General features: G+C 69.4%; 26 protein-coding genes and 3 pseudogenes. 18 read left to right on the top strand and 11 right to left on the bottom strand.

Annotated elements, in window-relative coordinates:
• Positions 1-90 precede the first annotated feature (90 nt).
• Positions 91-837 (bottom strand): SDR family NAD(P)-dependent oxidoreductase, encoded by a 747-nt coding sequence (locus ACZ5K7_RS00245; protein ID WP_468908724.1) that lies wholly within the window; start codon positions 835-837, stop codon positions 91-93.
• Positions 838-867: 30 nt separating this feature from the next.
• On the bottom strand, positions 868-1,587 hold the full coding sequence (locus ACZ5K7_RS00240) for an SDR family NAD(P)-dependent oxidoreductase (RefSeq protein WP_468908721.1): 720 nt from the start codon (positions 1,585-1,587) through the stop codon (positions 868-870).
• Positions 1,588-1,783: 196 nt separating this feature from the next.
• On the opposite strand from ACZ5K7_RS00240, the gene ACZ5K7_RS00235 reads away from it, so the two are divergent.
• The 5 genes from ACZ5K7_RS00235 (at position 1,784) to ACZ5K7_RS00215 (ending at position 6,135) form a co-directional block, all read left to right on the top strand.
• Entirely contained in the window at positions 1,784-2,137 is a 354-nt protein-coding gene (locus ACZ5K7_RS00235; protein WP_468908718.1) for a VOC family protein, read from the top strand.
• Between the two features lie 32 nt (positions 2,138-2,169).
• A complete protein-coding gene (locus tag ACZ5K7_RS00230) occupies positions 2,170-2,547 on the top strand; it encodes a DUF427 domain-containing protein (RefSeq protein ID WP_351698068.1) in 378 nt (125 codons plus the stop codon).
• A gap of 200 nt (positions 2,548-2,747) precedes the next feature.
• Positions 2,748-4,205, top strand: coding sequence for a CoA transferase (locus tag ACZ5K7_RS00225; protein ID WP_468908716.1), 1,458 nt, complete (start codon positions 2,748-2,750; stop codon positions 4,203-4,205).
• 5 nt (positions 4,206-4,210) lie between these two features.
• Positions 4,211-5,095: a CE1 family esterase gene (locus tag ACZ5K7_RS00220; protein ID WP_468908713.1), complete on the top strand. Its 885-nt coding sequence runs from the start codon at positions 4,211-4,213 to the stop codon at positions 5,093-5,095.
• A 23-nt stretch (positions 5,096-5,118) separates the two neighbouring features.
• Positions 5,119-6,135 carry an Lrp/AsnC family transcriptional regulator gene (locus ACZ5K7_RS00215; protein WP_468908710.1) on the top strand — a complete coding sequence of 339 codons (1,017 nt, stop codon included), beginning with the start codon at positions 5,119-5,121 and terminating at the stop codon, positions 6,133-6,135.
• 310 nt (positions 6,136-6,445) lie between these two features.
• Here ACZ5K7_RS00215 and ACZ5K7_RS00210 read toward each other — a convergent pair whose 3' ends face one another.
• From ACZ5K7_RS00210 to ACZ5K7_RS00200, 3 genes are all read right to left on the bottom strand, one after another.
• Positions 6,446-6,883, bottom strand: a complete 438-nt coding sequence (locus tag ACZ5K7_RS00210; protein ID WP_450972085.1) for a DUF2267 domain-containing protein — start codon at positions 6,881-6,883, stop codon at positions 6,446-6,448.
• A 112-nt stretch (positions 6,884-6,995) separates the two neighbouring features.
• A complete protein-coding gene (locus ACZ5K7_RS00205; RefSeq protein ID WP_351698076.1) occupies positions 6,996-7,385 on the bottom strand; it encodes a DUF2267 domain-containing protein in 390 nt (129 codons plus the stop codon).
• Positions 7,386-7,499: 114 nt separating this feature from the next.
• Complete coding sequence (locus ACZ5K7_RS00200) at positions 7,500-7,934, bottom strand: Hsp20/alpha crystallin family protein (RefSeq protein WP_351698078.1); 435 nt, start codon at positions 7,932-7,934, stop codon at positions 7,500-7,502.
• 126 nt (positions 7,935-8,060) lie between these two features.
• On the opposite strand from ACZ5K7_RS00200, the gene ACZ5K7_RS00195 reads away from it, so the two are divergent.
• Positions 8,061-8,711 (top strand): type III effector protein, encoded by a 651-nt coding sequence (locus tag ACZ5K7_RS00195; protein WP_468908706.1) that lies wholly within the window; start codon positions 8,061-8,063, stop codon positions 8,709-8,711.
• A gap of 298 nt (positions 8,712-9,009) precedes the next feature.
• Here the strand turns inward: ACZ5K7_RS00195 and ACZ5K7_RS00190 are convergent, their stop codons facing one another.
• The 3 genes and pseudogenes from ACZ5K7_RS00190 to ACZ5K7_RS00180 all read right to left on the bottom strand — a co-directional run bounded on the left by ACZ5K7_RS00190 (position 9,010) and on the right by ACZ5K7_RS00180 (position 10,802).
• Positions 9,010-9,291 carry a hypothetical protein gene (locus tag ACZ5K7_RS00190; RefSeq protein WP_351698082.1) on the bottom strand — a complete coding sequence of 94 codons (282 nt, stop codon included), beginning with the start codon at positions 9,289-9,291 and terminating at the stop codon, positions 9,010-9,012.
• 231 nt (positions 9,292-9,522) lie between these two features.
• Positions 9,523-9,861: pseudogene (locus ACZ5K7_RS00185) on the bottom strand (leucine zipper domain-containing protein); the annotation flags it as partial.
• Positions 9,862-10,199: 338 nt separating this feature from the next.
• Complete coding sequence (locus tag ACZ5K7_RS00180) at positions 10,200-10,802, bottom strand: TetR/AcrR family transcriptional regulator (protein ID WP_351698084.1); 603 nt, start codon at positions 10,800-10,802, stop codon at positions 10,200-10,202.
• Between the two features lie 107 nt (positions 10,803-10,909).
• On the opposite strand from ACZ5K7_RS00180, the gene ACZ5K7_RS00175 reads away from it, so the two are divergent.
• The 5 genes from ACZ5K7_RS00175 to ACZ5K7_RS00155 all read left to right on the top strand — a co-directional run bounded on the left by ACZ5K7_RS00175 (position 10,910) and on the right by ACZ5K7_RS00155 (position 16,301).
• Positions 10,910-11,845 (top strand): alpha/beta fold hydrolase, encoded by a 936-nt coding sequence (locus ACZ5K7_RS00175; protein WP_468908702.1) that lies wholly within the window; start codon positions 10,910-10,912, stop codon positions 11,843-11,845.
• A 228-nt stretch (positions 11,846-12,073) separates the two neighbouring features.
• On the top strand, positions 12,074-12,919 hold the full coding sequence (locus ACZ5K7_RS00170) for an RNA polymerase sigma factor SigF (RefSeq protein WP_351698088.1): 846 nt from the start codon (positions 12,074-12,076) through the stop codon (positions 12,917-12,919).
• 954 nt (positions 12,920-13,873) lie between these two features.
• Complete coding sequence (locus tag ACZ5K7_RS00165; RefSeq protein WP_351698094.1) at positions 13,874-14,677, top strand: alpha/beta fold hydrolase; 804 nt, start codon at positions 13,874-13,876, stop codon at positions 14,675-14,677.
• The gene (locus tag ACZ5K7_RS00160) at positions 14,677-15,966 is read left to right on the top strand and encodes a PP2C family protein-serine/threonine phosphatase (RefSeq protein WP_351698176.1); all 1,290 of its coding nucleotides are present in this window, start codon (positions 14,677-14,679) and stop codon (positions 15,964-15,966) included. Before ACZ5K7_RS00165 ends, ACZ5K7_RS00160 begins: the two co-directional genes overlap by 1 nt.
• The gene (locus ACZ5K7_RS00155) at positions 15,963-16,301 is read left to right on the top strand and encodes an STAS domain-containing protein (protein WP_468908698.1); all 339 of its coding nucleotides are present in this window, start codon (positions 15,963-15,965) and stop codon (positions 16,299-16,301) included. The genes ACZ5K7_RS00160 and ACZ5K7_RS00155 overlap by 4 nt, the downstream gene beginning before the upstream one ends.
• 75 nt (positions 16,302-16,376) lie before the next feature.
• On the opposite strand, the gene ACZ5K7_RS00150 is transcribed toward ACZ5K7_RS00155, so the two are convergent.
• Positions 16,377-16,550 carry a CsbD family protein gene (locus tag ACZ5K7_RS00150; RefSeq protein ID WP_468908695.1) on the bottom strand — a complete coding sequence of 58 codons (174 nt, stop codon included), beginning with the start codon at positions 16,548-16,550 and terminating at the stop codon, positions 16,377-16,379.
• A gap of 139 nt (positions 16,551-16,689) precedes the next feature.
• Between ACZ5K7_RS00150 and ACZ5K7_RS00145 the strand changes: the two genes are divergently transcribed.
• Positions 16,690-16,860, top strand: a complete 171-nt coding sequence (locus ACZ5K7_RS00145; RefSeq protein WP_345046227.1) for a hydrophobic protein — start codon at positions 16,690-16,692, stop codon at positions 16,858-16,860.
• Between the two features lie 118 nt (positions 16,861-16,978).
• A pseudogene (locus tag ACZ5K7_RS00140) lies at positions 16,979-17,160 on the top strand (SPDY domain-containing protein); the annotation flags it as partial.
• 775 nt (positions 17,161-17,935) lie between these two features.
• On the opposite strand, the gene ACZ5K7_RS00135 reads toward ACZ5K7_RS00140, so the two are convergent.
• Together ACZ5K7_RS00135 and ACZ5K7_RS00130 are read right to left on the bottom strand one after the other, a co-directional pair.
• Positions 17,936-18,115 carry a hypothetical protein gene (locus ACZ5K7_RS00135; protein ID WP_468908691.1) on the bottom strand — a complete coding sequence of 60 codons (180 nt, stop codon included), beginning with the start codon at positions 18,113-18,115 and terminating at the stop codon, positions 17,936-17,938.
• Between the two features lie 233 nt (positions 18,116-18,348).
• The gene (locus tag ACZ5K7_RS00130) at positions 18,349-18,711 is read right to left on the bottom strand and encodes an STAS domain-containing protein (RefSeq protein ID WP_351698100.1); all 363 of its coding nucleotides are present in this window, start codon (positions 18,709-18,711) and stop codon (positions 18,349-18,351) included.
• Positions 18,712-19,276: 565 nt separating this feature from the next.
• On the opposite strand from ACZ5K7_RS00130, the gene ACZ5K7_RS00125 reads away from it, so the two are divergent.
• The 5 genes and pseudogenes from ACZ5K7_RS00125 to ACZ5K7_RS00105 all read left to right on the top strand — a co-directional run.
• A complete protein-coding gene (locus ACZ5K7_RS00125; protein ID WP_468908688.1) occupies positions 19,277-19,744 on the top strand; it encodes an ATP-binding protein in 468 nt (155 codons plus the stop codon).
• Positions 19,745-20,207: 463 nt separating this feature from the next.
• Complete coding sequence (locus ACZ5K7_RS00120; protein ID WP_468908685.1) at positions 20,208-20,525, top strand: cytochrome P450; 318 nt, start codon at positions 20,208-20,210, stop codon at positions 20,523-20,525.
• 167 nt (positions 20,526-20,692) lie between these two features.
• Positions 20,693-21,736, top strand: a complete 1,044-nt coding sequence (locus ACZ5K7_RS00115) for a polyprenyl synthetase family protein (protein ID WP_468908682.1) — start codon at positions 20,693-20,695, stop codon at positions 21,734-21,736.
• A 24-nt stretch (positions 21,737-21,760) separates the two neighbouring features.
• Positions 21,761-22,825 carry a terpene synthase family protein gene (locus tag ACZ5K7_RS00110; protein ID WP_468908680.1) on the top strand — a complete coding sequence of 355 codons (1,065 nt, stop codon included), beginning with the start codon at positions 21,761-21,763 and terminating at the stop codon, positions 22,823-22,825.
• Between the two features lie 79 nt (positions 22,826-22,904).
• A pseudogene (locus ACZ5K7_RS00105) lies at positions 22,905-23,298 on the top strand (MmgE/PrpD family protein); the annotation flags it as partial.
• Positions 23,299-23,307 lie beyond the last annotated feature (9 nt).

Genomic DNA, 23,307 nt, shown 5'->3' with positions numbered 1-23,307 from the left:
TGGAGGTGGGGTGGTGGGCCGGGCGGCGGTTTCCGGCAGCCGCATGTGGGGGCGTCCGGGCGCACAGGGAAGCTCTGCACCCGGAGCGGATCAGTTGGCGCTGTGGCCGCCGTCGGCGTTGAGGATGTGGCCGGTGATGAACGACGCCTCGTCCGACGCGATGAACACGATGGCGTTGGCGACTTCCTCCGAGAGCCCGAGGCGGGCCAGCGGGACCTCGCTCACCAGGGCTTCCTTGTTCTGGGGTGTGCCGGTGAAGCGGGTCAGCATGCCGGTGTCCGTGGGGCCGGGGGCCACGCCGTTGACGCGGATTCCCGAGGCTGCGACCTCCAGGGCCACCGACTTGGTGATGCCTTCGACGGCGTGCTTGCTGCCGACGTAGACGGAGGCCCCGGCCGCGCCCTCGTGCCCGTAGGTCGAGGAGATGTTCACGATGCTGCCGCTGCCCTGTTCCTGCATGACGCGGACCTGGTGCTTCATGCTCAGGAGCACGCCTAGGACGTTGGTGTCGAACGTCGCGTTGTACGTTTCCGCGCTCTGGTCGGTGATCGGGCTGGGCCGGCCTTCGGTGCCGGCGTTGTTCACCGCGACATCCAGACGGCCGAACCGTGCGACGGTCTCGTCGACCATGGCGCGTACGTCGTCCTCGTTGCGGACGTCGGCGTTGATGAACTCGGCCCACGAGCCGGCCGCACGCAGTTCCTCGACCAGGGCCTTGCCCGCCTCATCGCGGCGTCCGGTGACGACCACGTTCGCGCCCTGCTTGGCGAAGGCGACGGCGGCGGCACGGCCGATGCCGGTGAGGGCACCGGTGATCAGTACGACGGGGTTGTCCATTGCTTTGCTCGGTTTCTGTAGCGGTGGGGGTCAGACGGCGGTGCGTCCGCCGTCGACGGGGATGACAACGCCGGTGATGTAACCGGCGGCCGGCGAGGCCAGGAACGCGATGACGTCTCCGATCTCCTCGGCCTCCGCCGTGCGGGCCAGGAGCGTGGTCTCACCCAGGGCCGTGAGGCGCTCCCTGGACGAACCGCCGGTGTAGACCGGCCCGGGGGCGACGGTGACGACCCGCACACCCCGCGGGCTGTACTCGGCGGCCCAGGAACGGGTCAGCGAGGTGAGCGCGGCCTTGGTGGCGCTGTAGGCGGCGCCGCCCGCCAGGCCGACCTGCCCGGCCATGCTGCCCAGGTTGATCACGACGCCCTCGCCGCGCTCGGCCATCACCGGCGCGATGACAGCCGTGAGGTAGTAGGCGCTGCGCACGTTGGCGTCGAACAGCGCGTCGAACGTGTCGGGCTCCAGGTCGGCGGTGGGGCCGAACCAGGAGAACCCGGCGTTGTTGACCAGGACGTCGACGTCCTTGGCCACCTCTGCCAGTTGCTTGACGGCGGTGACATCGGTGAGGTCGGCGGCGATGAACTCGGCCCGGCCACCGAGGCCCTCGATCCCCTTGACCACTGCGGCTCCGCGGCCGGCGTCGCGTCCGTGCACCAGGACCTTGAACCCGTCCCGGGCGAGCTTCTCCGCAGCCGCCCGGCCGATACCGGACGTCGCGCCTGTCACCAGGGCTGTGCGCACCTCGGACATGGCACGCCTCCTTCCGATTGACCAGACCAGTCTGTCTGGTCTCGCTATCCAGCTAAACACTACGATCCGGTCTCGTCAAACGGTGGCCTGCATAAGGCGTTCTACCTGTTGTTTGACAGCCCTAGGCATGGAATCTACGGTTGAAGGACCGATTAGACAGACTGGTCTGGCCAGTGATTGCGACAGGAGACAGCGCATGAGCATCACCTTCTTCGGCGCCTCGTTCGACGCCACCGACGCCGCACATGCCGCGGCGTTCTGGGCCGCCGTCCTTGGCCGCCGGGTCGCCGACGGGGCCGACGAGCATGACGCCGTGGTGGAGGCCGGGGATCCCGGCAGCGGGCCACGACTGGCCTTCCACCGGGTCCCCGAGGCCAAGACCACCAAGAACCGGTTCCACCCGGACCTGATCACCAGTGACTACGAGGGCGAGAGCGGACGTCTGCTCACGCTCGGGGCGACCAAGCTCCACGAAGTCGTGCGCGACGGCGCCCGGTGGACCACGTTCGCCGACGTCGAGGGCAACGAGTTCGACCTCATCGCCGGCTAGAGCACCCGCCACCAGGAATCAAGGAGAAGACCATGACGACGACAAGGCAGCCCAAGATCCCCGGCCCCGACCACCCGATCACCGTCGAGCCCACCGGCGCCCGCGTCGTGGCCCGTATCGGCGGACAGATCATCGCCGACACCACCCGGGCCCTGACCCTGCGCGAGGCCGGCTACCCGCCCGTCCAGTACATCCCGCTCGACAACGTCGACCAGTCGCTGCTCACTCCCAGCACCACCCAGACGTACTGCCCGTACAAGGGTGACGCGTCCTACTACGGCCTCGCGCTCACCGACGGCGCGCGGACCGACGCCGTGTGGTTCTACCCCGCGCCCTACGACGCCGTCGCGGACATCGCCGGCCACGTCGCCTTCTACACCGACCAGGTCGACGTAGTCGTCGGGGCCTGAGAGCCCAGAGGGTTGCCCGGGCCGGCTCTCGGCGCCTTTGGGGGCCATCGCCCGCCTGAGAATGGAGGGTTTGCCGCTCGATTCGCCTGTGGATTGGTGCTTTCCGTCGCTCCTTCGTGAGCAATGTGCATTTTCCGGCAATCTCGACCCTTTGAGGTCTGCTGGAAGAGCCTGGCGGGTGAGCATCGGAGGGAAGCACCATGGTGGATCAGGGTGACGAGGCAGCACGCGAGGGAACCTCGGGGTCGGGAGAGTTCGACCCACGGGCGGCGCTGGAGGAGTTGCTGGCGCCGACGGGGCTGTCGATCGCTGACGCGGGGGGCCGGGTGTCGTTCGCCGGTGCGGATCCGGTCGTGGCGGACCGGATCCGGCTGGGAGCGGCGGTCGGCATTCCGATGATGGCCGGCGCTGTGGGTGCGGCGGCGCTGCACCGGATTCGGACCGGAGCGGGGCAGGACCTGCACCTGGATCTACGGCAGGCGGTGCACCACATCACTCCGCACGCGTTCTGGCATCCGACGCTCAACGGTGAACTCCCGGAGCATGCGCTGGTCTTCGACAATCCTTTCCTGCTGGACAGCTACCGGACCCGGGACGGCCGGACGATCATGGCTTCCGGGGTGTACCCGCATCTGGCGGCCCAGTGGTGCCGGTTCCTGGACGTCCCTCCGGACAAGGACAAGGTCGCTGCCGCCTTCGCGCGGTGGGACGCGTTCGAACTGGAGGAGGCGGCCAACGCCGTCGGGCTGCCGCTGTGTGTGGCCCGGACGGCCGAGGAGTGGGCGGCGCACCCCCAGGGCCGGGTGCTGGCCGCGCAGCCGGTGATCGGGCTGGAGCGGATCGGCGAGGCGCCGGTCAAGGACTTCGGGTCCGCCTCGCGCCCGCTGCAGGGGGTGAAGGTGTTGTCCTTCACGCATGCGGTCGCCGGTCCGACGGTGGGGCGGACCTTGGCCGAGCAGGGTGCTGATGTGCTGTGCGCGACCCGGGTCAACGACTACGAGCACGCGTTCATCTACGCCCAGGCCAACATCGGATCGCGCAGCACGCTGCTGGATCTGACCACCGACCGGGGGCAGAGACTGCTGGACGAGCTGCTGGCCGACGCGGACGTCGTGGTCAACAACCATCGCGGCGACAAGCTGGAGAAACTGGGGCTGGCTCCGGACCGGCTGGCCGAACGGTGTCCCGGTCTGGTCCAGGTCTCGGTGACCTGCTACGGGTCACAGGGCCCGTGGGCCGACCGCGGCGGCTTCGACATGAACGGTTCCGCGGCCTCTGGTCTGATGGCCGCCGTCGGCTCACCGAAGGAGCCGAAACTGCCCGTCACCGGGATGATCAACGACTTCATCACCGGCTACATGGGGGCCGCCGGCGCGACGGCCGCGCTGGTCAAGCGGGCCACGGTCGGCGGTGACTGGCATGTGACGGTCAACCTGACCCGCAACGCGATGTGGTACCTCACGCTCGGTCTGGTCGACCCGGCACTGGCCGGCAGCGACGAACGGCACAGCCTGCGCGAGCCGAAAGCGTTCGATGCCCAGACACCGCTCGGAGCCCTGCACTTTCCCGCGCCCCAGGTCGAGTTCGGCCTCACACCGCCCGCGTGGCCGGAGCCCGCTCTGGTCCCGCGCGGGTCGAGCCGCCCCGAATGGCGGTGACGGCCGTGACCGTGCGCGCGTTGCCGGGTGCGCTGGAGTCCGGCGGGCGCATGCGCACCTACCTGCGGGTCTGCGCCGACCGGCCGGACCGGTCCAAGGGCTCGGACCGGCCTCTGGTGGTCGTCTTCCACGGCACCGGCCAGACCGGCCGGTCCGTACGCCGATTCAGCGGCCGCTCGTTCGACACCTTCACGGCCGCCGCCGACGCGGTCGTGGTGTATCCGGACGGCTACCGCAGGGACTGGAACGGCGCCCGCGACATCGACACCCCGGCACGGCGCCGGGGCATCGACGACGTCGGGTTCTTCACCGACCTGGTCGAGACGATGGCCACCACATACGGAACCGCGCGGGAGCGCGTGCATGTGATCGGGTTCTCCCTCGGCGGCCAGATGGTGATGCGGCTGCTGCGGGAAGTACCGCGGCGACTGGCCGGTGCGGCGATCATCAGCAGCACCCTGCCCGCCACGTACTGGATCCCGACCCCGCCACCGGCCGACACGGCGGTGCCCGTGCTCCTCTTCCACGGCACCGCCGACCCGCTGGCCCCCTACGGCGGCGGCGTGGTCAGCGTCAGAGGGCTGTTTCCCCGCGGTCCGCACCGCTCGGCCGAGGAAACGGCCGCGTACTACGCGGCTCGCAACGGCCTCACCGGCCCGCCGGTCACCGAACCGCTTCACCATGCCGACGGCACGGAGGTCACCACGGTGACAACCACCACCTACGGCACTGAGGGCCCCGCACCGGTGACACTGTTCACCGTCCACGGGGGCGGCCATCAGATTCCCAACCCGGCGCACACCCCGACGCCCTGGTTCTGGGGCCGTTCCTGCCCCGACCTGGTCTGCGCCGACCTCATCGCCCGGCATCTGCTGCCCGCGACGAGGTGACGGCCGTCCACCACAATGGCCTCGTGACGGCCGCGGAACGACAGGGCATCGACGAGGACGACGTCGCCCTCATCGACGCCCTGCACATCAACCCCCGTGCGAGCTTCGAACAACTCGGCGCCACCCTGGACCTGTCCTCGGCCACCGTCGGACGTCGTTGGCGCAGGCTGACCCGCAGCGGGGCCGCCTGGGTCTCCTCCGCCCCCGGACCGGCCATGCCGCTCGCCGGTGCCGTGGTCGATGTGACGTGCGCACCCGGGCAGGTCACCGAGGTGGCCCGGACACTGGCGGAGAACCCGCGAGTGGCGAGCATCCATCTGACCTCGGGGACATGGGACCTGTTCGCGCTCGTCGTCGCCCAGGACATCGCGAACCTGTCCGCGCTTCTCGTCGACGACCTCGCCCCCACACCAGGCGTCCACAGCACCCGGGCACGGCCGGTCATGGAGCTGTTCAGCGGCGCCCACTGGCGGCTCGGCGCGATCGGCCCGAACGCGGCGCACGAACTGTCCGCGGGCAATCCCGAGCACCACAGCCAGGCGGCCGTCCGGGAACCGGACGCCTTCGACAAAGCCCTCTACCAGGCGCTCCAGGTCGACGGCCGGATGAGCCTGCGTGACCTCGCTCAGCGTCTGGGCCGCTCCGAGTCCACGGTCAAGCGCCGACTCGACCATCTCACCCGCACCGGAATGCTCACCTTCCGCACCGACTTCATCCGGTTCGCAGGCGGCTGGCACCTGTACGTCGCGCTCTCCTTGCGGGTGCCCGACGAACTGCTCTACGAGGCCGGCCGGGACATCGGCCGCTGGCCGGAGACCCGGGTATGTGCCGCCGTGGCCGGGGCGGCCAACCTGTTCGTCACCGCGCAACTGCACGACCTGCGGGCACTGGAGCCGCTGCTGCGCCGCATCCGCGCCGCGAGACCCGGCATCGAGATCGACGACCGGCAGATCGTTCTGCGGTCCGTCAAATCCTGGGGACGACTCCTCGGCCCCGACGGCCGCGCCGTCGACGTGGTCCCCGTCAGCCCGTGGACTTGAGTAGGTGATTTGAACACTGGCCGTTGCTGAGGCTACGTGTCCTGCTTGTCGCTGCCTCCTGACACTCCCGGTCCGCGACGGTGGCGCCGCCGCCTGCGGCCTGCTCACCTACACCCTGCCGGCAGAACACCGCGCCGGTGAGCGCGGCCTGGTTCGCTTCATACGGCCGCCGGCACAATGGCGGCCTGCCCGACTGGGCACCAGCAGCCCGAAGACAGGGCTCCGACGATGTCATCGCCAGAGCCCTCTCACCTTCAAGCCGCGTCCTCAGCCACGGTTGCCGTCCCGCCTGTTCCCAGCCCGCAAGCGGTCAGGCGGCCTGGGTGAGTTCGGCGCGGCCGAACAGGAGCGCGTATCCGGACGGGAGCTGGGTGAGGACGCGGTCCAGGAGGCCGGGTCCCGCCAGGCGGCCGACGACGGCGAGGACAGCTCCGGTGTCCCAGCGCGCGACCGCGGGGGTGGCACCCGTGCGGGTGGCCAGGTCCTTGACGAAGCCCCAGCCGGTGAGCGGTTGAAGGTCGGGGATCTGGCTGGTGAACACGAGGGCGGCCTCGGAGGGGAGGCAAGCGGCGAGGTCGACGCGTTCGTCGCCGGAGAGCTGACGGCCCAGGGCCCCCAGGACGGCGCGCGTGACGTCCTCCGCCCGCTCACGGGTCGGATACGCGCCTTCGTACCGGATCCTTTCCAGCATCTGCTGGAACGTCATGCCGGGTCGGGCGGCAGTCGCCGGTTCACGCAGCGAAAGCATCGGGAGTGGTTGCCTTTCTCGTGCTAGGGGGTTGTCGCCTGTGGGAAGGGCCGGCGGGGGTGAGCGCCGGCCGGCCGTGCTGAACTGATGAGGGGGTCACGCGTTCCTGGACTCAGGCGCGCTCGGGCCGGCCGAAGAGGAGGTCGTAGCCCGGGGGGAGCTGGAGCAGGATGCGGCGGGTGAGTTTTTCGCCCGCCGCATCCGCGGTCACACTCAGTACGGCACTGACGTCCCAGGCCGCGGTCTGTTCGGTGGCTCCCTCGATCCACGCCGCGGTCGCCCGCAGGAACCGCTCCGGTGGGAGCGGCTCGGTGGCCTGCAGCGGGTTGAGAAGAACCAGGGCGAAGGTCTCCGGAAGCCGGGCGGCCAGCTCGGCCCGGACCTCACCCACCAGATGCGCGCCCAGCAGCGCCAGAACGGTACGCGCGGCCCGTTCGGCTTCCTGGGGTGTGGCGTACTCGCCGCGTTCCTGCACGTGGTCGAGGAATGCTTCCCATCGCATGGACACCACTGCCCCTTCACGTCGTTGTGCGATGGACGTAGAGCGGAGGACGGGACCAGAGGGGGGAGATCGAGGCACGTCCTCCGCCGTCGGCGCGGTCGTGGAACTGGCTCCTCAGCCGCTGATCTGCTGGCGCTGGGACTCCCCGCCGATCGCGATCTTGCGGGGCTTGGCGCGCTCGGCGATCGGGATCCGCAGGGTCAGCACCCCCGCTTCGTAGTCGGCCGTGATGCGCTCGGTGTCCAGGGTGTCGGCCAGCACCAGCTGGCGGGAGAAGACACCCAGGGGCCGCTCGGAGAGCTCCATCTGTACGTCGTCGGCCTTCACGACCGGGCGGCGCTCGGCCTTGACGGTGAGCATGTTCCGCTCGACATCGATGTCGATCGCGTCCTTCGCGACACCGGGCAGGTCGAGGGCGATCACGTACTCCTCACCCTCACGGTAGGCATCCATCGGCATCGCCGAGGGCCTGGACCAGGTACCGGTCACCCCCGTCAGCTGCTGGGCGAGCCGGTCGAGTTCGCGGAACGGGTCGGTGCGCATCAACATCGCGAATACACCTCCACAGGTCTGGCAGGAACTGCCAATGCGCTTCGTCTGACACCGTTGTAACATGTCATCCAAACGATGACAAGTGAAGTGTCGTCCAAAGGGTGACAGCCCGAGAGGATCTCCATGAACGCTTCCCCCGAGCCCCGTGACCCCACCTCGTTCTTCGCCGCCGCGGCAGCGCTGAACACGATCGACGAAGCCGTCCGCACCGCCCAGACCCCCCAGGTCGAAGCGCACGCGCAGGACGGACAAGCCAGTGCGGACCAGGTCCTGGCCGCACTCCTTTTGTTGCGTGAACTGCGCGACCAACTCGCGGGATGGGAACCTGGACTGATCGAGGCGGCCCGGGCGGCTGGCTCGAGCTGGGCGGACCTCGCCCACCCCCTGGGCGTCGCCAGCCGTCAGGCCGCCGAACGCCGCTACCTGCGTGTACGCCCCGGAACCCCCGGCACCACCGGCGAACAGCGCGTGCAGGCCACCCGCAACCGCCGCGCGGCCGACCGAACCATCACCGCCTGGGCCCGGACCAACGCCGCCGAACTACGTCAACTCGCCGGCCAGATCGCCGCCCTCGCCGACCTCCCCGCCCAGGCCCGCACACCTCTGGCCCGACTCGCCGAGGCCCTCGCCGACAATGACGCCGCCAACCTCATCGCCCCACTGGGCGACACCCGCGCACACCTCCAGCCCGACCACCCCGACCTCGCAGCCCGCATCGCCACCATCACCCACCACGCCGACCAACTCCGCCAGACCGGCGGCGACCACCAGTGAACGACGGACGGCGATCGCGCGAACTGCCGCCAGAAGTCTGTAGCCCCGGAGGGGCCGGTATCGGCGGCGGTCAAGGCTCGGGTGGTGTCTCTGCTGAGGCGACTCCGGCACGCGATGAATCCACAAAGGGTCCGCCACCCACAGGTGGGAACCCCTTTGGGCCCTGCCGTTCGCTGCGAGCGGCAGGGCCTGCGGTTCCTCCCCGCGGGAGGCTTCGCGGCTGTGCCGCGCCCCGTGTTTGCTGCACCCTGGGAGGCGCGACTGCTCACTCCTGGCGAGGAAGAGCGGCCGCGTGTCGTCAGCCGACCTTCTGCTTCTGCTGTTCGCGGATTTCGTGGACGGTGGCGTTGAGGGTGCCGTCCTGCTGTTCGTAGTGGGAGAGGGCGAGGCCGAGGCCGAAGAAGGTGGGCGCCCATTCGCCGACGAAGAGCCCCCACCGGTCGGCGCGGTCGAGGCCGACGCCGGGTTCGACTTTGAGCGAGGTTGCCCAGGCGGCGACGCTGAGGCCGATGGATGCCATGCCTGCGAGGTAGGCGTGTTCGCTGCGGATGCCCATGTCGTGCATTGATTTGATGATCACGGCGCGCTCCGTTCGTTGGATGGCTTTCCCTGGACGGAGTTCCCAGACCCGTGTGCCCTATTCGAGCTATTTGAGAGATATGTGACCACTTTCGTGTCAGCTCGTAGGGTGGCTGTGGGGTCTCGCGTTTCGCACCATCCGCCGATGCTGTGACCTGCGGCTTCTTGCGGCGCCTCACGCTGCTTCGTCTGCGGTTGTCTCAGCTCCTGGTGTATCCCCGCCAGGCTCACTGCGGTTCAGGCCATGCCGGACCAGGATGCGGTGCACCGTGGAGGCGGGCAGGCCCAGGATCGGTCCGATACGTGCCGGGCCGAACTTGCGCTCCTGCCGCAGCCGGCGGACATGCGCCTCAGTGGCGGCTGCGGTCCGGTGTGGTGTCCTGCACGGACGGCTGGAACGGTCGATGAGTCCGCTCCCGCCCTCGCACTGCCGGCGCCGGATCCACTTGTGGGCTGTCGGGCGGGAGATGCCCATCTCTGCGGCGACCTGGGCGACGGGACGGCCGGAGCGGACACGCTCGACCAGCAGTCGCCTGCCATGAACGGTCAGCCGGGCATTGCGGTGGGACACGAAGTCCTCCGCTCGGTGAAGACTCGACACCTCCACCACACCGGAGGTCTTCGCCATGATCAAGCCCGGCCGGCGTCAACGCCGCTCGTGATCAATACGGCTAGGGCCTGTCCGACGGGTCGCGTGACTGCCAAGTTGAAGGGTAGTGCCCGCTTCCGTAAGACCACGGTCTGCGAAGCGCGGCCCCCCGGACGCCTCACAACTCACATGATGCGGAGGTCACTTCACAGGCATCGGCCGCCAACGTCTCGTGGGCGTAGCAGAGACTCAGGGTGGTTCGGCCGGCAAGGCGAGAATTCCTCGCGGGCGTCCTGGCCCGGGGCGGTGGCGCCCGTGCTTCAGGGCCGGAAGATCCGGTCCAGGTGGTAGTGGAGGACGGCCGTGGCGGACTCGGCGTCGCGCTGGCCCACCAGGACGCTGGTGCCGAGCCCCGCGGACATGGCCAGCAAGCCGACTGCTTCGGCACGGGTGTCCGTGCCGGCCCGGAGCAGTCCGGCGTCCGCCGCCTGCTGCAGCAGCCCGGCGAGGGTGATCTCGGCGGTGTCGGGATCCTTGATGAAGGGCTGGGCCGCGAGGGCCTCGTCGGTGACCGCCAGCACGGCGTACGAGGTGTAGAGGTGATGGAACAGGCGACTCTCCTCGTCGACCGGTAGGGCCGCCGTCAGCAGTGCCTCGATCACTGCCCGGGGCCCGGGGTTGTCACCGGCGGCATGGACCTGGGCGGTCACTCGTTCCCCGAACCTCTCGGCCAGATGCCGCAGTCCGAAGAGGAGCAGTTTCTCCTTGGACTCGAAGTAGTACTGCACCAGTCGCAGTGAGACGCCCGCCTCGGCCGCCACGTCCCGCATACCCACAGCGTGCAGCCCTTGTCGTCCGGCGGCCCGGACGAGGCCCTGCGCGATCTCGGTGCGCCGCTCTGCGTGATCCACGCGCTTGGGCATGGTTCGACTCTCCGCTCCTCGGATCGTGTCTCCGCTTTTTGATGATACAGCCGTACCACGTTTGTGGTACGTTCGTATCATAAAGATTGACTGCCCAGGAGGTGGCCGTGCCCGAGCCCACAACAGCCCGTTCCCAGCCCGATGTCGGCCGCTTCGTCAGCGACGCCTGGCGTGCGCGCTACTTCGCGGCCTGCGACGCGGTCTACGCGCTGGGCGCGCCCGCGTCCTGGGAGGAGGACGTGGAGACCTCCTTCGGGACCACGCACGTCTACCGCTACGACCCCGAGGACCCGGCCGCCCGCGAGCGCACCCCCCTCGTCCTCGTCCACGGAGCCGGCTCCTGCTCCGCCATGTGGTACCCGAACACTCACGCCCTCAGCGCCGAACGGCCCGTCTACGCCATCGACACCCCGGGCGACCCCGGCCGCAGCGTGCACCGCGCGCCCATCCACGAGCCCGAGCGCGCCGCGCAGTGGCTGGACGAGACACTCGCCGGCCTCGGGCTCGACCGTGTGCACCTCCTCGGCTCGTCGTACGGCGGCTGGCTCGCCCTCAACCAGGCGTACCGCGCGCCGGAACGCCTCGCCTCGGTCACGCTGCTCGACCCCGGGGGCCTGGAGAAGGTGGGACTGCGCTTCTTCGTGTGGATCTTCGCCAGTCTGTTCGCCACCTTCGCCCCCAAGGCGCTGCGGCCACGGCTCGCGTCCTGGCTGGAACAACCCGTCCTCGTCGTCCCGGAACTGCGCACCATGATCCGCACCGGCGTCCGCGCCTACCGCATCCGCCGGCCCGTGCCGCAACCCCTCACAGACGCCGAACTGGGGGCCGTACGCACGCCGTTGTACCTGGTGCTCGGCAGGCGCAGCCTCCTGGTGCACCCCGACCGGCAGGTCGAACGCGTGCCCCGGCTGATCGCTGGCGCACGGGCCGAGATCATCTCCCGGACCGGCCACGGCCCGCAGATCGACCACGCGGAGCTGACCAACCGGAAGATGCTCGACTTCATGAACGCCGCCGACCTCGGCCTGCCGGCATCGCCCTGAGGGCCGTCCCGCGGGTCACGAGCGAAGCCGAAGTCGGACCGCGGCCACGGTCACAGTGCCGTGAAAGACGTAGGCCCGCTTGTCAAAGCGGGTTGCGACGGACCGGAAGCCCCAGTTCGTGTTCGTGTGCGCGCAGGCATGGATGCAAGGTGAGGGGGTAGCCGCGCCTCGGCGTCGGCCGCACGGGCCGACGGCAACGGCCGGCTTCGGTAGTGGGAGGGACACGTCATGGCGCTTATGAGTGCGACAGCTACGGACACACAGACGCTCGAGCTTCCGGAGGTTGCCGATCCGTCCCAAGTGGCGCCGAAGGATGCCCGCCAGCTGTCCAAGGTCTTCTTCGACCAGCTGGCGGTGCTGGAGGAGGGCACGCCCGCCTACAGCTATGCGCGGAACACGCTGATCGAGATGAACATGACTTTGGTCCGCTTCGCGGCCGGCCGCTTCCGCAGCCGGGGGCCGGAGGAGATGGAGGACATCGTCCAGGTCGGCATGATCGGCCTGATCAAGGCCATCGACCGGTTCGACCTGTCGCGCGAGGCGGAGTTCACCTCCTTCGCCATCCCCTACATCGTGGGTGAGATCAAGCGCTTCTTCCGCGACACCACCTGGGCCGTGCACGTCCCGCGCCGCCTGCAGGAGGCCCGCGTCCAGCTCGCGCGGGCAACGGAGGAGCTGCGCAGCCGTCTGGGCCGTACCCCGACGGTCAAGGAGCTGTCGGAGCTGATGAGTCTGCCCGAGGACGAGGTCCGCGAGGCCCGTCTGGCCGCCAACGGCTACAACTCCTCCTCCCTGGACGCCACGCTCAACGGAAGCGAAGACGGTGAAGCCGCGCTGCAGGATTTCATCGGCACCGAGGACACCGCCTTGCAGTTGGTGGAGGACTTCCACGCGCTGGCCCCGCTGATCGCCGAACTCGACGAGCGCGACCGGCAGATCATCCACATGCGGTTCGTGGAGGAACTCACGCAGGCCCAGATCGGTGAACACCTCGGAGTCTCCCAGATGCACGTCTCCCGACTGCTCTCGCGCTGCCTGTCCCGGCTGCGGGAAGGCATGCTCGCCGGTCACTGAACGGGAGCGCTGAGCGCGGGTACGCGGTTGGCCGCCGGTGGGCTCGGCCTCTCACGGGTGCGGGCCGTGTCCGCCGACGCGGCCGGCGTCGTTTGCCCGCAGTTCGGAAAAGTGAGGGGAATTGTCCCTCACGCTGATGCGCAGCAGGGCGGCGTCAGGAGTCAGTTCGAGCAGCAGTGCGCCGGGGCCGGGGGCGTGTCGCACTGCGTTGGTGACCAGTTCACCGACGATGAGCTGAGCGTCTTCGCTTGACCGGTGGTGAGGGTCGCGGCCCGGTGCCGGCGATCGTGAACCGGTCGAGCGTGCCGTTGACGGTGAGAGGGCGCGGTGACGGCCGGCTGCAAGGGGCCGAGAAGAAGGAGGTCCCGGCCAGCGGCCGCATGACGGTGCGTGGCAACGAGGAGGGCGTTGAGGAGCGTGCTGTCGGCGAAGACGACCCACCGACGGGTCCGCAGCCGTGGTGGGCAGCCGGCCGGGTCGGTCACGTCCCGTGCCGCCGCGGACTCCTCGGCGTCTACGTAGTCCACCTCGCCACTGACTGTGATCATCAAGACCTGCTCGTGCCGGGGGGACGTGCACTGTCCTTTCGAAGATCGCGTGCATGGCGGCAACGTCGCGCCTGTGCACGCAAGGAGACCAGCCACCCCAAGACCGCAGGCCGCAGATCCGTGACCTCGTGTCGGCCGGCGGCCCACGCTGTCGGCGACAGGCTCGACATCCGCCAAGCGACTGCCCTCCGCGCACCGTATGCCGTCCGCCTGGCACGCAGACGGGGCGCGCCCTGGAGATCGGTCGTCGTATGAGCTGCGTCACCGATCATGCTGGGGCGACCGTTCTGAAATACGGGGGTCCGAGGGGAGTTGGCCGGTGATGTCTGTGGAGGCGGTGTGTGGGCCGGGGGAGTGAGTCCGCTGCCGTGACCTGCCAATGAGCGGGGCCTGCGAGACTGGCCGGATGGATATCGGCCGCAGGAACAATGTCAGCGTCGTGGGCAATCCGCAGGGGCGGACGGTGGTGCTGGCGCACGGCTTCGGCTGCGATCAGAACATGTGGCGGCTGACGGTGCCTGCTCTGGCCGAGGACTACAGGGTGGTGCTGTTCGACTACGTGGGTGCCGGACGCGCGGATCCGGCCGCCTTCTCGGAGGACCGGTACGCCTCGCTGCACGGGTATGCCCAGGACGTGGTGGAGGTGTGCGAAGCGTACGACCTGCACGATGCGGTGTTCGTGGGGCACTCGGTCAGCGCGATGATCGGGGTACTGGCCGCGGACATGGCGCCGGAACGGATCGGGGCCATGGTGATGGTCGCTCCGTCGCCGCGGTACACCGATGACGACGGCTACCGGGGCGGGTTCAGCGCCGAAGACATCGACGAGCTGCTGGCCTCGCTCGAGTCGAATTATCTGGGTTGGTCGGCGGCGATGGCACCCGTGATCATGGGCAATGCGGAGCGGCCCGAGCTGGGGGAGGAGCTGACGAACAGCTTCTGCGCCACCGACCCGGACATGGCGCGCGTCTTTGCCCGCACCACCTTCTTGTCGGATACCCGGGACGACCTGAAGAGCGTGCGGGTGCCGACGCTGGTACTGGAATGCACCCAGGACGTCATCGCCCCCCGGGAAGTCGGCGCCTTCGTCCACCACGCGATTGCCGACTCGACCCTGGTGACTCTCGATGCGACCGGGCACTGCCCGCATCTGTCCGCACCCGAGGCGACCAACGGAGCCATCCGCACCTTTCTGGCCGGGTTGCGATGATGTGCAGCACCGGGCATCAGCCCGATCCGCCCGACGCCGGTGACGACGTAGCGGAGAAGGCAGCCTTCGCGGCGCTGCTGGAGGACAGCGTCGAAGACCTGTACGAGTCCGCGCCCTGCGGATACCTGTCCACGCTGATGGACGGCACCATCGCGAAGATCAACACCACCCTGCTGGACTGGCTCGGCCTTCAGCGTGAGGCAGTGGTGGGCCGGACGCGGTTCACCGACCTGCTGACCGTGGGCGGCAAGCTGTACCACGAGACCCACTTCGCGCCGCTGCTGCGCATGCAGGGCGAGATCAGCGGCATAGCCCTCGAGATCAAACAAGCCGACGGCGGCCGCATGCCGGTGCTGGTCTCCTCCGTGATCAAGCACGGCAGTAGCGGCGAGCCGCTGCTCGTCCGCACCACATTGTTCGACGCCCGGGACCGCCGCGCCTACGAGGAGGAACTCCTGCGCGGCCGGAAGGCGGCCGAGGAAGCACGCAAGCAGGCGGAGGCCGACCGCGCCCGGCTGCAGGACGCCCTGGCCGCGCTCCAGCAGTCACTGCTGCCCGACACACTTCCGCCGGTCACCGGGATGGAGACGGCCGCCTACTACCACACCGCCCATCCCGACCGGCTCGGCGGCGACTTCTACGACGTCTTCCCCCTCGACGGCAAACGCTTCGCCTTCTTCCTCGGCGACGTCTGCGGCAAAGGCCCCCAGGCCGCAGCGCTCACCTCATTGACCCGTTACACCCTGCGCGCCGCCGCCCTGCACGACCCCGATCCCGTCGCCGCCCTGACGACCCTCAACACAGCACTTCACGAGCGTTACGCAGGCAGTGGCGACCCGCGCTACTGCACCGCCGTTTTCGGAACCCTCGAACCCGACCCTGCAACGGGGAACGTCACGGTACGACTTGCCTCGGGCGGGCACCCGCCGGTCCTCGTGATTCGGGCGGACGGCACGGCCGACTTCCTGCCCACTCCGGGCGGGCTGCTGGTCGGGATCCTGCCCTCCGCGCGCTTCGCCACGGCCACCGCCGTGCTCGCCCCCGGCGACACGCTGCTGCTCTATACCGACGGTATTACCGAGGCCCGTACCGGCGAGGACCGCACCACCCTGTTCGGGGACGAGGCCCTGCTTGCCTTCGCCGCCGATCACGCCGGCCTACCGCCACACGCCCTGATTCAGGCCCTGACCGGCCTGCTGCACTGCTTCGGGGACGGCCTCGACGACGACACCGCCCTGCTCGCCCTCGGTGCCGGCGCCCCTCATTCCCAGACGACGAAACCACGATGAGCCCGATTAGGATCACCACCCGAGACGCCGACACCGGTCCCGTACTGCAGATCTCCGGCGAACTCGACCACACCACCGCGCCTGAACTGCGCGACCTGCTCACCACCATCCTGCTCCAGCCGGGCCAGCGCCTCGTCGTGGACCTCGCCGGCTTGGACTTCTGCGACTCCAGCGGCCTCACCGCCTTGATCGTCGCCCACAACCACGCCCACGCCGCCCAGGCCGAGATCGCACTCGCCGCAGTCCCCGCCCCTACCCTGCGCGTCCTGCGCATCGTCGGACTGGACCAGATCTTCCCGCTCCATCCCGACAGCCACTCCGCCACCCAGCCCTGACTCCGGGCCCGTTCCGCGATAAAGCGAGGGCCTTCCCGGATGTTTTCCGGGAAGACCCTCGACGAGTTCGGGGCGTCAGTGCTTGAAGGCGTCCTTGGCTTTCTCCTTCGCCTCACGGGCGTCGCCGACGCTCTTCTGCGCCTGGCCCTCGGCGGCCATGCGGTCATTACCGAGAGCGCTGCCCAGGGTCGCCTTGGCCTTGCCTTCGGCCTGCTCGGTCTTCGCCTTGGCCTTCTCGCCGGCAGTCATGGAATGCGCCTCCTCGTAGCTCTGGTGCCGCTGTCGCGGTAAAGCCGCTCGTGCCCCGGCTTTCCCTACACAAACAAGGTGACTCCTGGGATTGGAGGCGCATGTGCAGGGCACAGGGAGCCGCAGGAGGTTGATAACCATGGTTCCCCTGCTTCTTGTTCTTCTTCTCGCGGTCATCCTTTTCGGTGCGGGTTTCGCCGTCAAGATCCTGTGGTGGGTGGCCCTGGCCGTGCTGGTGCTGTGGCTGCTGGGCTTTGTAATGCGTTCCACCTCCGCCGGCGGCGGCCGCGGCCGCTGGTATCGATGGTGACCTCAGTCGACGCGTCTCATGCGTAGGGCCCGGCCATGATGGCCGGGCCCTACGCATACGTCCGGCAGCCATGTGTACGAACCACACCGCCCCCGGACGAAGGAGGAACCCGCGCATCGGCCCGGCCGGATGGCAGGCATGGGCCGAGCCCGCGGTCGGCGCGCCGTGTCTGCGGGCGGTGTCCTTCGGCGCCCGCGCGCCTCACCACCTCGTGGCCGCCTTCGGTGTCTCCCTCAGCTTGCCGGCACCGGTCCTGCGTCGGGTGTGTCTGAGGCGACCCTGGAGCGACTCCTGCGCGCCTCCGGCCGGCTGAGGGGGGGGCGAGGCCGTCCGCGCCTTTCGCCCGCCATACGCCAAGGTCGGCCATTCCGATGCGCGAGATGCCTGAGCTTCTTGCCCTCCGAGCTTCAGTTCACCGACAGCGGGTGAGTTGCCTTTCCACGCGAGGCGCGGAGGCTCGAAGACCAGCCTGGATCGTTCTGGGGCGGCACACCGACATCGCACCGGCACGTCGTGTCGAGGGAGACCTCGCGGTGACTGAGTCGACCACCGCTCCCGATCTGCGAACGGGCCGCTGCCAGCGGTCACATCGTGCGCGGGGTGACAGGCGGGCCGGATGATCCGCACCTGTGCTTCCCTGATGATTCAGTGGGTTCAAGGACTGTTCCATCGGCCCTCTCACTCACGGGATTGAGTGCTTGGGCCAGCCTCACCAACCCCGCCTGCCAGCAGATGGCATCAATTGCCTCAGTCAGCTGGTCACACAGCACCCGGCAGCCGTCGTATCCCGCCACCGGAGTCCAGACCGTTCTGTCCCCACCGCTCATACTCACCCCTATCAGGTGACCGACCGCGCCGCCCTGACCACTTTTTTCCGCCTGTTCCAGCCGTCGCATCCCGCCGGCGCCGAGACGACCATCGAGCACAACGTGCGATCACGGCCCATGACAACGGAGCTGGCCACGGCATCACACCATCGGCCGAGCCTGCGCGGCGACACGGCAGCGACGAGCGCGTCGCCGCGTGCGCGTGGGGACTGCGGCCACTGCCGCCCGGCTCTGTCCTGCCTGCGAGATCAGCTCCAAGCGGTGTCAGCGCGTGGAAGGTCTCGCGGGGCCTGTTCCAGCGCTTCCTGGATGGGCACAGGCATCGGCTTGTGGCTCTGTGCCCAGGTGATGACGTCCGCCTGGTCGGTGGTGGCGTCCGAGGAGACGGCCTGGCGAGGCTGGGCGACTTCCTCTTCCAGCCGCGCCACCTGCTCCTCATGACTCACCATTGCCGGGTGCCGCTCGCCGTTGTGCCTACTGGGCCGAGATGGACGGCTGGGTAGAGAGGCCCTCTGGGTCGTCCTCATGCGGCGGAGGGTAGTTCTGCGGTCACCTCTTGCCTGCCTGGAGCGGGCTGGTCCATCCCGGGAAAGGATCGCACCTCCGCCGTACCAGATCAGTCGTCGGCCCTGCGACTCCGGCGCAGGGCCGAGCGGCTGGCTCAGACCGTGAGGGCTTCGCGGAGGCTGGTGCAGCAGGGGATGACGGCGTCGACGCCGACGATCTGCAGGGTGCGCAGCACGGAGTCCGGTACGCCGGCCAGACGCAGCCAGCCGTCCGCGGCGGTGAGGTCTCGGTGGGCGGTGAGCAGGACGTTTATGCCGCTGGAGTCCATGAACGTCACCTGCCGCATGTCGACGACCACGCGGGGCCGGTCGCCGGTTTTGCCAAGGTCCAGAGCCTGGACGAGAGGGCCGGCACTGGTGTGGTCGATCTCGCCGGTCACGGTCACCACGGTGATGCCTTCGGTGGCGGTGGACACGACCTTCACCAGTTCGGGCCCGTGCGCGTTCTCGGTCTCCACCACAGCTTCCTCAGCATCCTCGACAACAGGTACGGCCTGGCAATTTGTCGTAACAGTGCCCGGCATCGTAGAGGCGATGCCCGTGTGTGGCCTACCTGACAGACCCTAGGGTGGCCCATGAGGTGGGTCCCTGCATCGTTGAAGCCCGCCACATGGCCGCCGGCTTCCTTGACCGCATGCACCGAGCACGGCAACCCCGTCTCCCAACGGCTGGTCCCGGCCCTCATCTTGCAGTGGCGGCGGGCTGCCGGGAGGGGCGGCGCATGGTCAGACGTTCCTCGGTCGTGGTGCATACCGTGGTCCAGGCGGACATTCGGCCGAGGCATGACGCCGTCGGCCACCGCGTGCTGGATGGAGAGCCGGCCTGGCCGGTCTTCCTCGTGGATGTCGCTCACGTCTCCTCGGCTGCGCCTAGGCTTGCCCACTCAGGGCATGTCCGGACGATCCTGCGCCACCGCCGCGGCGGCATGCGCCCAGGCAGCCCTGCCGGACAACACCTCCGGTGACATGTATGACGCTGCAGCGGGTACTTGCCCCTGTCAGCGGGGGAGTGAGGGCGAGATACGTGGGATCCCATGCCGACGGTGTCGGCTCCACCGGAGATCAGTACCTGATGCGAGCCGGCTACGCCTTGGACGGAGGCGACGGCTGCATAGCCGACGCCCGCCACCACGCTGTCGCCTTCCTCGACCAGGCCCACGCCGATCACCGCCTGCCCGTGCCCACTCGCGCGAGAGACCTCACGCAGCTGGTGGTCAGTGAGCTGGTCACCAACGCCCTCAAATACGCCCCCGGCCCCGTCCTGATGGAACTGCGCATCACCGCCCATACTGTGGACGTCGTCGTGTGGGACAGCGACCCCACCGTGCCCGCTGCCCGGGCCGCCGATCCCGACAGGATCGGACAGCACGGCCTGGAGATCGTCAAAGCCGTCACCCAGGACCTCATCACCGAACAGGAGCCGGTCGGCAAACGCATCACGGCCCGCCTCGCCCTGACCGAGACGCGCAGCAGCGACACCGTCCGCCGCTGAGCGGAAGAGTCCTGCCGACCACTGGATCGTTGGGCAAGACCGACCGCTTCGACCCAAGCGCCTGAGCGTTTGTCCGAGGACGCACGTGATCTGGTGGGGCGCGAGTGTGCTCCGGTGCGGTCTCAGCTGGTCGGCGACTGTTGGCCGACCCGTGCCGCAACGCCCTAATCCCTGTCGTACTTCCGTGGGGTAGATGCACGCCGGACGCGCGCCGCGAACTGACGGTCGAGATCACGCTGGAATATCACCCGTACCAGCATGATTTCCGGTGTCCCTGTCTATTTGACGGTGGCCCCTGTCCGACCCGCGGGACAAAGCAATGATACGAACTGCTGCCTGATCGTTCGCCCGTAGTAGTGCTGTTCCCGGTTCTGATCTATGCAGCGGTGTTCTCCGGCGTGATCGTGGAGATCTCAGCTGGTCGAGACCGGGGGCGTCGGCTCCCCGGTCTGGCTACTCGGAGGTGGGGCAGGTCTCCTATGGTCGGCGAGATCTCCGGACGGTGGCGGCAGTGCCGGCTGCGTGCGACAACGCTGGTCAGCGTGGCCTGTTCCCATTCGGTGGCGGCGCACGCAAGTGCATCGGTGACGTCTTCAGCCTCACCGAAGAGATGATCGCCCTCGTGGCCATCAGTACCCGATGGCGCTTGACTCCTGGGCCTGGGCCCGACCCTCGGCCGGTCGCCAAGGCCGTGCTGACGCCCGACCGCGTCGTAGTCGTCGCCCACCCGCGCCCGTCCCCGGGCCACGACGACCACGGCCCGGGGCCCCACCGGCCGTAACAGGCCCGCGCGCATACCTGTCCCGCATCCGCTCATCCGACAGCGGCGGTCGCGGCGCCCAACAGCGCAGCGAACCACGTCCGGACCCACCCTGCCGCGCCCCGCACCGGGCCGCCCCGCACGCGCGCCGTCACAGCCCACCACAGCCGCACAGACGAGGAGCCAGCATGGCATCGCAACCGATAGCAGTGCCCCGGGCCGGATCCGCAGGCCAGATCCTGACCGGTGCCGCGCGCGCGGTCGACCCAGCCCTGCGCCAGGCCGCCCGGCACCTGGCGCCACCGATACGTCGCCTGACGGACTATCATCTCGGCTGGACCGACGCCGAGGGGCGCCCGGCCGCCGTGCCGGGCAAGGCCCTGCGCCCTGCGCTGGTCCTCCTGGCGTGCCGGGCCGTCGGCGGGCCACCGGCCCAGGCGCTGCCCGCTGCGGTTGCGGCCGAACTGGTCCACAACGCCTCCCTGCTGCACGACGACGTCATCGATGATGACCAGCTGCGGCGTCACCGACCCACCATCCAGGCCCTGTTCGGCACGCCGGCGGCCATTCTGGCCGGCGATGCGTTGTTCTTCCTCGCCGTGCAGACCATGGCACAGGCGCCCCCGCCACTGTGCGGCACCGGCCTGCAATGGCTGACAGCAGCCGTGCAGGATCTGATTGACGGCGAGTACGCCGACACAACCCTCGAACAGCGCCCCGATCCGGTCAGCCCGAGCGAGGCCGCCGTGATGTCCGCGGCGAAGACCGGCTCACTGATCGCCGTCTCCTGCGCCCTGGGGGCCCTGGCGGGCGGCGCCGACGCGCAGCGCACCGCCCATCTGCGTGATTTCGGCACGCACCTGGGCCAGTGCTTCCAGCTCGCGGACGACATCCTCGGCATCTGGGGCGATCCGGCGGTGACGGGCAAGCCACGCCTGGCCGACCTGCAAGCCCGCAAGAAGAGCCTGCCGGTTACGGCCGCGCTGTCCGCAGACAACGAACCCGCCCGCGAACTCGGCGCCCTGTACGCCACTTTCCGCCCGCTGGGCTCCGACGAACTCGAACGGGCCGCCCACCTCGTCGAGGCCGCCGGCGGACGCGACTGGGCTGTCGGCCAGAGCCGCGACCACCTCGGTCAGGCTCTGGAACACCTGCGCGCGGCCGACCCCGATGCGGCGGCCGAAGCCGACCTCACCTGCCTGGCACGCCTCGCCGCCGACCGGACCCACTGAAACCCGCACCCCAGGAGCGCGCCCATGACTGCCCCCGCCCCCGCTGCCGTATTCGAGCTGCCTACCTTCTGGGCCCCGATCGCCCCCCTCGCCAACGCCGACACCCAGGCAATGGCCGGGGAGATCGGCCGCTGGCTTCAGCAGACCGGGGTGTGCCCCGACGCCCAGCAAGCAGCCCTGATGGGTACCGTCGGCGCCTACGGCACCGCCGCCACCATCCCCTCCGCCACCGGCCTCAGCGCCCGTGCCATGGCCCGCTACATGGCCTGGGGCTTCGCCCTGGACGACGAAGGCGACCGCGCCGGTGCCTCCGAGGACAGCCTTCACCAGCTCATCCGCCGCGCCGCCCGCCTCGTCCAGGTCATGGAGACACCCGACGCTGTCACACCCGGCGACGACGTCTGGGTCCGCGCCTGGGCCGACATCGCCCAGGACCTGCACACCATCGCCCAGCCCTCAGCCCTGCGACGGGCCGTCGACGGATTCCGCGGCTACGCACTGGGCATGGTCCACGAAGCCTCCCTCCAACGGACCGCGACCCTGCCGTCCCTCGACGACTACCTCGCCTTCCGCTACGCCCACGGCGCCGGCGACGCCGTGGCCGCCATGGTCGAAATTTCCACGGGCGTCGACATCCCCGCCCACGAGATCGGCTCGCCCGCCGTATGCGCCGCCGCCAGGACCGCCCTGACCATCGCCCTGCTCGACAACGAACTCCTCTCCCGCCACAAGGAGACGGAACGCGGCGAATACGACTGCAGCCTCATCCGTGTCCTGCAGAACGAGGACCCCCACCTCACCCTCCAGGAAGCCGTCGACACGGCCAACGCCCTGCGCAACCGCACCCTGGACACCTTCCTCAAGCTTCGCGACACCCTCCACGCCAACGCCAGCCCCCAACTGCGCACCTACCTCGAAGCCCTCGGCCACCTCATCGCCGGCGTCACCATGTGGAGCGCCAGCTCCCCCCGCTACACCAGCGACACCTCTCCGACCGACGAACCCCGGCTGTCCGACACCGACACCGACCAGCACCGCCCGCTGACCCTTCCGATGGACATCGCACGCTGGAACCGCTTCACCGGATGAAGCGGAACGGGACGGGGCAGCCCGCCCGGTCGACTGGCTTGGAGGTGCCCGGCGATCCTTGCGGTCAAGCGGGCACTTGTACACCGAGGAGCACTCGGCCGAGTACCAGGCTCAGGCGATCATCGACCTGGCCCGGCGGCTGCGCGAGAAGACCGGCCCGCTGGAGACGGTGCGCCCGGTGGTGCTGCACACCAGCGCCTCACCCACCACGTCATCGGTTCCGGTGCGAACGATCCCCAGAAGTACGATCCCGCCGCCAGCCGGGAGACCCTCGACCACTCGGTGCCGTACGTCTTCGCCGTCGCGCTGTGGCGGAAGGTCACCACGGTCGAGGACCTGGAGTGGACGCACCGCTACCACGACCCGGACCCGGACCGGCGGGCCTTCGGCGGCCGGGCGGTGATCACCCTGGACGACGGGACCGTGAGATCGAGGACGAACTCGGCGTCGCCGACGCCCACCCGGCCGGCGCGGTCGGCGGC

The sequence above is a fragment of the Streptomyces sp. NPDC031497 genome, from assembly GCF_055580905.1.
The sequence above is the reverse complement of the archived record's forward strand: the minus strand, read 5'-3'. Positions and strand labels throughout refer to the sequence as shown.